Source organism: Sulfuricurvum sp. RIFOXYD12_FULL_44_77, from assembly GCF_001830725.1.
In the GTDB taxonomy this organism is placed as follows: Bacteria; Campylobacterota; Campylobacteria; order Campylobacterales; family Sulfurimonadaceae; genus Sulfuricurvum; species Sulfuricurvum kujiense_A.
The window spans coordinates 1-6,551 of record NZ_MIBU01000180.1 but is presented as its reverse complement, the minus strand read 5'-3'; the positions used below and the strand labels follow the sequence as shown (position 1 = coordinate 6,551).

The 6,551-nt window shown below is 46.1% G+C and carries 9 protein-coding genes; 1 reads left to right on the top strand and 8 read right to left on the bottom strand.

Annotation, left to right across the window (positions count from 1 at the left end; all coding sequences use genetic code 11):
* The 7 genes from A2517_RS07155 to A2517_RS07125 all read right to left on the bottom strand — a co-directional run.
* Positions 1–395 (bottom strand): carbamoyl-phosphate synthase domain-containing protein (locus tag A2517_RS07155; RefSeq protein ID WP_294895548.1); only part of this gene is annotated, 395 nt, incomplete at its 3' end.
* Positions 395–946, bottom strand: a complete 552-nt coding sequence (locus A2517_RS07150; RefSeq protein WP_294895546.1) for a DUF507 family protein — start codon at positions 944–946, stop codon at positions 395–397. The genes A2517_RS07150 and A2517_RS07155, both read right to left, overlap by 1 nt.
* 72 nt (positions 947–1,018) lie before the next feature.
* On the bottom strand, positions 1,019–1,540 hold the full coding sequence (locus A2517_RS07145) for a MotE family protein (RefSeq protein WP_294895544.1): 522 nt from the start codon (positions 1,538–1,540) through the stop codon (positions 1,019–1,021).
* Complete coding sequence (locus tag A2517_RS07140) at positions 1,537–1,959, bottom strand: flagellar export protein FliJ (RefSeq protein ID WP_294895542.1); 423 nt, start codon at positions 1,957–1,959, stop codon at positions 1,537–1,539. Before A2517_RS07140 ends, A2517_RS07145 begins: the two co-directional genes overlap by 4 nt.
* Positions 1,960–1,978: 19 nt before the next feature.
* Positions 1,979–3,226, bottom strand: coding sequence for an adenylosuccinate synthase (locus tag A2517_RS07135; protein ID WP_294895540.1), 1,248 nt, complete (start codon positions 3,224–3,226; stop codon positions 1,979–1,981).
* Between the two features lie 13 nt (positions 3,227–3,239).
* The gene (locus A2517_RS07130; RefSeq protein ID WP_294895538.1) at positions 3,240–4,088 is read right to left on the bottom strand and encodes an ATP phosphoribosyltransferase regulatory subunit; all 849 of its coding nucleotides are present in this window, start codon (positions 4,086–4,088) and stop codon (positions 3,240–3,242) included.
* 4 nt (positions 4,089–4,092) lie between these two features.
* Positions 4,093–5,196 carry an alanine--glyoxylate aminotransferase family protein gene (locus A2517_RS07125; RefSeq protein WP_294895536.1) on the bottom strand — a complete coding sequence of 368 codons (1,104 nt, stop codon included), beginning with the start codon at positions 5,194–5,196 and terminating at the stop codon, positions 4,093–4,095.
* A gap of 115 nt (positions 5,197–5,311) precedes the next feature.
* Here A2517_RS07125 and A2517_RS07120 point away from each other — a divergent pair, with 115 nt between their 5' ends.
* Complete coding sequence (locus A2517_RS07120; RefSeq protein ID WP_294895534.1) at positions 5,312–6,091, top strand: undecaprenyl-diphosphate phosphatase; 780 nt, start codon at positions 5,312–5,314, stop codon at positions 6,089–6,091.
* Here A2517_RS07120 and A2517_RS07115 read toward each other — a convergent pair.
* On the bottom strand, positions 6,064–6,551 hold a 488-nt coding region (locus A2517_RS07115), incomplete at its 5' end, for a non-canonical purine NTP pyrophosphatase (protein ID WP_294895532.1). The two genes, A2517_RS07120 and A2517_RS07115, sit on opposite strands and share 28 nt — an antisense overlap.

The window sequence follows — 6,551 nt, the reverse complement described above, 5'->3', positions numbered from 1 at the left end:
GCGATCATCATCATCGCCCCCTCGGTGCGGAGCATTTTAGTAATGTAGCGGGTATCAATATCGCAGATTCCGATAATCCCGTGTTTTTCCAAAAAGGTGTGCAATGCTTCTTCAGCACGGAATGAAGAGTAGTTGCTTTGGTATTGACGAACAATGATCCCTTTACAGTGAGCTTTTGTGCTCTCCATATCTTCTTCATTCACTCCGACATTACCGATCTCCGGCATTGTAAATGTAACAAACTGTCCTGCATAGGATGGATCGGTGATAATCTCCTGATAGCCGCTCATAGAGGTATTGAAAACAATTTCACCCACCGCTGTCGTATCGGCACCAAAACTTTTAGCACTCAAATACGTGCCGTTTTCAAGATATATCCAAGCGTCACGTAACATTATGCCATCCCCCTTCGAACCAACTCGTCTTTATAAAGTTTTTCATACATAATCTCATATTCATCGGTACCCGGAATCAAATTACGTTTATAACTTTTCAATTTTTGGTATACGGCAGATTCAATTTCGCTTGAATCGGCGATAGAGCCGGTAATCGCATCATAAATGATGTTTTTAACACGGTTTTCACTCACATCGTAATTGATTAAATCTTCTTCATACAATACATCAAGAATCTGGTGCGCGATGTCCGAATAGCGATCTTCATACGACAAAACAACGCCATATTCCGGTGCCAATTTCTTTTTGATCATGAAAAAGAGTTGTCGCTCATCGGCGAGATAAAAATCGATCTGCTCTTCATTCGCATTGACGATCTCTTTGACTTTCTCTTCAAGCGCAATCTCTTTTTTAATATTGGCGCTCAAGATGCCCTCAGCCTCTTTGGCGGTACTCTCAAGCCCTTTGGTCATAGTGACCAATCCGCTGCGGCTAAGATCGACGGCGATTCGTGTCGCGATATGGGGTACGTGTGTCAGTGAAACCTTCATTGCCAGCCCTGAGTGAAATTTTCTGCATTTTAGCCTAAAATACCTCTCAAATCGCTTAGAGGAAACGGAGAGTTATTTAGGCGGTTCCGGAATTTTTCGTAATTGATCGGTAATTTCCGACCCTTTTTTCGGATCCATCTTTGCCAATATCTGCCCAACCACTTTCGAGTTGAGGGTACTCATGATATCTGCGGCATCAGAGGAAGGCATTTGGGAGAGGATTTGTGCCGATGCGGAGGGCTTCATTTTCGAAAATGTTTGGGATACTTTATCCGATTTGAGCTGTTTGATTTGATCTAATATTTTTTTGTTTTCTTCCAATATTTTTTTAACCGATGCTTCTTTGGCTCTAATCTCATTCAATTTTTGATCGACTTTGGTGTCTTTTCCCTTCACCAATGCTTCTTTTTTCCGTAAAAGATCTTCCGTTGCCCTCTTGAGCGAATCAAGGGATTGTTTTTGCTCGTCAATCCTCTCCAGTTCCAGCAGCAACTCATTTTTTCGATCTTCAAAAATTTTAGTACACTCATACGATTTTGAAGCGGGTGCACCGTACAATCCGCTGATCAGAACCAAACTCCAAATAATTTTCATAATGTCTCTCTTTTATAGGTCATCGTACCGATCTCATCGAGCATTTTAGCCTCTTGCCCTTTAAGGTGCTTGAGTCGAGCGTTCATCTCTTGCACTTCCAAGTATTTGAATTTCTCGAAATCCATCATCGCTGCTTTAAAACGCTCCCTCATTTGATGCTGTTTTTGCTGTGCTAGGTGGACTCGATTTTTACACTCGTCAATGGTGAGATGTTGTGCGTGTATCATAGCGGTTGCCTGAGTAAATTCACCCACACTCCCTTGCGTCGGCAGTGTCATATGGGAGAGCTCTTCGTACGAGCGGCTCAGTTTCTCTGAAGCGGAAGTGAGTTCATTGTTGGCACCTATGAGGGCGCGTTCGGCAGTGTCCAAACCCTTTTTTTTGAGTTTGACTAAAGGCTCGTAACGCGATTTACTCATAAGCGCCCCTTGACGTAGATTATAATGTGATCGTGTCGTTTCGATCCGGTGATGTAGAAATCATACCGATTTTAGTCTGTGTCAACTCTTCAATTGCACGGAGATACTCTTGAGCCGTAGCGGGAAGATCTTCAAAACGGCGGACTCCCTCGGTTTTGTCCCATCCGGCAAACGTTTTGTAGACCGGCTTCACATTATCCAAATCAAGCGGCAGATAATCGATCACTTCACCGTTCACTTCATACGCGACACATACTTGGATTTCATCGAAACCGTCCAAAACGTCGAGTTTCATGATAGAGAGATCATCACATCCGTTCAAACGGCTGGCGTAGCGGCACGCTACCGCGTCAAACCAGCCGCAACGGCGCGGACGACCCGTAGTGGTTCCAAACTCATGCCCTTGCTTACGCAAACGCTCACCGATCTCACCGTGATCTTCACTCGGGAAAGGGCCGTTTCCGACACGGGTACAGTAGGCTTTGACGATCCCCGTCACTTTACCGATATCTTTAGGATTAACGCCTAATCCCGTACACGCACCCGCTGAAATAGTCGATGAGCTGGTAACGTACGGATAGGTACCATGGTCGATATCGAGCATCGTCCCCTGTGCCCCTTCGAGGAGGATTTTTTTATCCTCATCCATGAGTTTCCATGCCATCTGCGTCGTATTGGCCAAGAACGGTATCAACGCTTCTGCAAAGGTTGTCAACTCTGCGGTTAATTCTTCTTTGGTCGGCAATGAGATCTCTAACGCTTGGAAAATCGCTTTGTTTTGCTCGAAATATTCCATGACGCGATTCGTTAATGCGCTCACGTCACGGAGCTCACCCAAACGAAATCCGGCGCGGGCGATTTTTTCGCTGTACGCAGGCCCGATACCGCGACCCGTCGTACCGATCGCTTTTTCACCGCGAAGCTTCTCTTTGGCTTGATCGATAAGGGTATGGAATGTTAAAATCATGTGTGCCGATTCGGAGACAAACAATCGTCCCAAAAGGTTATCAAACTGTTTCATCTCTTTGATGAGTGCTTCAGGAGAGACAACGACACCGTTACCGATGATATTGATCGCTTTCGGATTCAAAATACCTGAGGGAATCAAATGAAGAGCGTGGGTTTTTCCATCAACAACAATCGTATGACCTGCATTGTGTCCCCCTTGATAACGGGCAACAACATCGTATTTTTGCGCTAGCAAATCAACGATTTTTCCTTTTCCTTCGTCACCCCACTGGATACCGACAATCAAATCTGCTTTCATAAATAATCCTACTTTAGTTATTGTGTAATGCGTCGATCAACGCATCGGTGTAAATGGCGAATCCGACTGAAACGGTTTCATCGTTTTTATAGCGCCCGCCCATGGCATAGACTTCATTCCCCTCGATTACGCGGAAAAAAAGCTCATCATAATAGAGCATTTTAGCGTAATAAAGGGGAGCTATGACCACATTAGGGTATTCGAGAGCTTCGCAAAGCTCTTTAATTTTGATCAACTCAGATCGAATCGATTCGGGGACGATCACGGCCACTTCATCAATCTCATGAGAGTGCTGCATGTAAACTAATCGTGTTACCCAATCAATTTTCAAAGACAAAAACTTCTCAATATTGACATGACGAAAATCATCCAAACTCAGCCCAAGCATCTCGGAGAGGATACGGGGAATGTTGATATTTGATATTTGCAATAACGGCGCAATCTTCAACACATCTAAAATTCGGGTCGCTTGAGTGAGCGCGGATGAGAGATTAGGCTCATCGATGATTTCTACCCCGATTTGATACTGCTCATGGGCAGGATAGCGATAAACAGGCTGAATGTAGAACCATTTTTTGTGTTCCGTGTTGCCGCCGAGACGTTTGTTCACAATCCGCACCACATCAATCGTCGAATCGGCGCGGAGGCTGATCGGATGATTTTCGCTGTCGTTCACACGGATAAGCTCACGCTGGTCACAGACGCTCATATGCTGATGATACGAAAAAAGCGGAGTGAGTATCTCTTCAAATCCGGCATCGCTCAGCAATGTGCTCGCTTTGGTTTCGATTTCGCGCTTCGTCTTCGCCGCTCCGGCAAAGTAAAGCTTTGAACCCTCAGGGATTTCGTGTTCAAATACCATAATACTACAATCCAAAATAGACGGTGTTAAACACGCGGTTTGCGGTTCCGTCATACGCGCGGCGTCCCATTTTATCGAGAGCCAATTCAACCGCATTGGCTGCCCAACACGCTTCATACGGAGCGATAAGACCCATATGATTAATACGGAAAATCGAATCTTTGATATGGTCTTGTCCGCCGGCGACGTTTATATCGAACTCTTTGAGAGTTGAGCGGATTTTTTTCGCTTCGACGTCCCCTACCGTCGTCATCGAATCGGCCGGATTGATCGGATAGATACTCAAACCGATTGCTTTCATCGCTTCGCGGGTTGCTTGCGCACGGCGCGCCGTATCAGCGTAGAGTTTGTCCAAACCGCCTTCGGCTTTGATACGGTTTAGAACTGCTTCCAAACCGATCGTAATCGTCGTTGCCGCCGTCCATGCCGTCGTATTTTTGCGCTGATTTTTGATCTCAGTGGCAAGGTTGAAATAATACCCTTTTCCGCTTCCGATTTTTTCAATCGCTGCATTAGAGAGACCCATAATCGCAAGCCCCGGAGGGAGCATTAATGCTTTTTGGCTTCCAGAAATCAGGCAGTCGATATTGCTCACGTCAATTTTCTCAACGCCCACCGCCGTGATACCGTCGGCAATCACCATAATGGCTGGGTTATGTGCTTTAACCGCTCTCGCAATCGCTTCGACACTGTGACGTAATCCACCCGCACTTTCGCAGATTTGAATCGCAATCGCATCGATATCAGAGTTTGCGTTCAATGCCGCTTGTACTTCCTCGACCGTAGCAGGAGTATCCCATTCGTGTTTGATCTCGACATTAGCAATCCCGTGAGCTTGCGCAATCTTGCCGAAACGCTCACCGAATTTTCCCGAATTGATCGAGAGGAGTTTAGAATGGGCGAGATTGATCACTGCCCCCTCCATAGCTCCCGTACCCGATGAAGCAAGCATCAGTACCTCATCCATCCCAAGGAGTTCAAATAACAGTGTGCGGGTTCGCTCAAAAATCGCTTCGAATTCAGGTGTACGGTGGTGTAGCGTCTCACCAGCCATAGCGATACGTACCGACTCAGGTACCGGGGTTGGTCCGGGGGTAAAAAGTAACATTCAAAAATTCCTTGAGGGAAAGTGTCATAAATCCGCGCATTTTACCCTAGTTGAGGTTAGGGGAGGTTTAAGGGGGGAGGCTATGGTACAATTGCACCAAAAAAAGAGCTCAATTATGACCTTATTTGACGCATTAATTCTCGGCGCATTGGAAGGGGTAACTGAATTCCTCCCGATCTCTTCAACAGGCCATCTTATCCTCGCTTCACAATTGTTAGGATTGGAGCAAACCAACGCTCACAAAGCGTTCGAAGTCTCTATCCAACTCGGAAGTATTCTCGCCGTCTTGTTCCTCTATGCCAAACGGCTGATGCAGGACAAAATGTTGTGGCTCAAAATCGGTGTCGCTTTTTTACCGGCAGGTGTTTTGGGATTTTTGTTTTATAAACAGATCAAAGCCCTTTTTGGCGTTGAAACAGTGAGTATTATGCTGATTGCAGGGGGGATCGTCTTTCTTATATTCGAGTATCTTCGACGTGACAAGCCCATCGATGCAGGAAAAGATATCTCTGAACTGAGTTTCAAAGAAGCCTTTACCATCGGCGTCTTTCAAAGTCTCTCTATGATCCCTGGAACCAGCCGCTCAGGTGCGACCCTGATCGGCGGATTGATTATGGGGCTTAGCCGTAAAAGTGCAGCGGAGTTTTCGTTTCTCCTCGCGATTCCGACGATGATTATCGCTACTGCGTATGATCTCATCAAACATCGTAACGAAATGGTGGTGGATGATTATTTCATGCTCTCAATCGCATTTGTAACGGCATTTGTATTTGCCCTCGCTACGGTCAAACTTTTCGTCGCTTTCGTCAGTCGTCACACTTTTACCCCGTTTGCGATCTACCGAATCGCTGTCGGGATCATTTTCTTTTATTTTGTAGCGATGCTTCCGGCGTGAGAACGTAAAAACTTAATCTGATCAATCAAAATTTTCGCCAATTCCAATGCTTTGGAACGGTGAGATAGCCCTTCTTTCACATCATTCGGTAATTCTCCAAGTGTTTGATCGTATCCGCTCGGGATAAAGATCGGATCGTATCCAAAACCGTTCTCGCCCCGTAACTGCGTAATCACATCTCCGTGCATCCACCCGTGAACACAATTCTCCCCTTCACGCGACACAATCGCAATCGCCGCCGTATAGTGCGCGGGAGATGTTTCCAGAGCTTTTTCTTTTAATGACTCTACAAGTTTTAAGAGATTATCTCGATCACTCGCACCCTCTCCGCCGTAACGGGCACTGTAAATCCCCGGGGCACCCTCCAATGCATCGACACTGATACCGCTGTCATCGGCAATCACAATCGCCTCGGAATCATCCAATGCCGCATAAACCGCACGAGCTTTAATCAACGCAT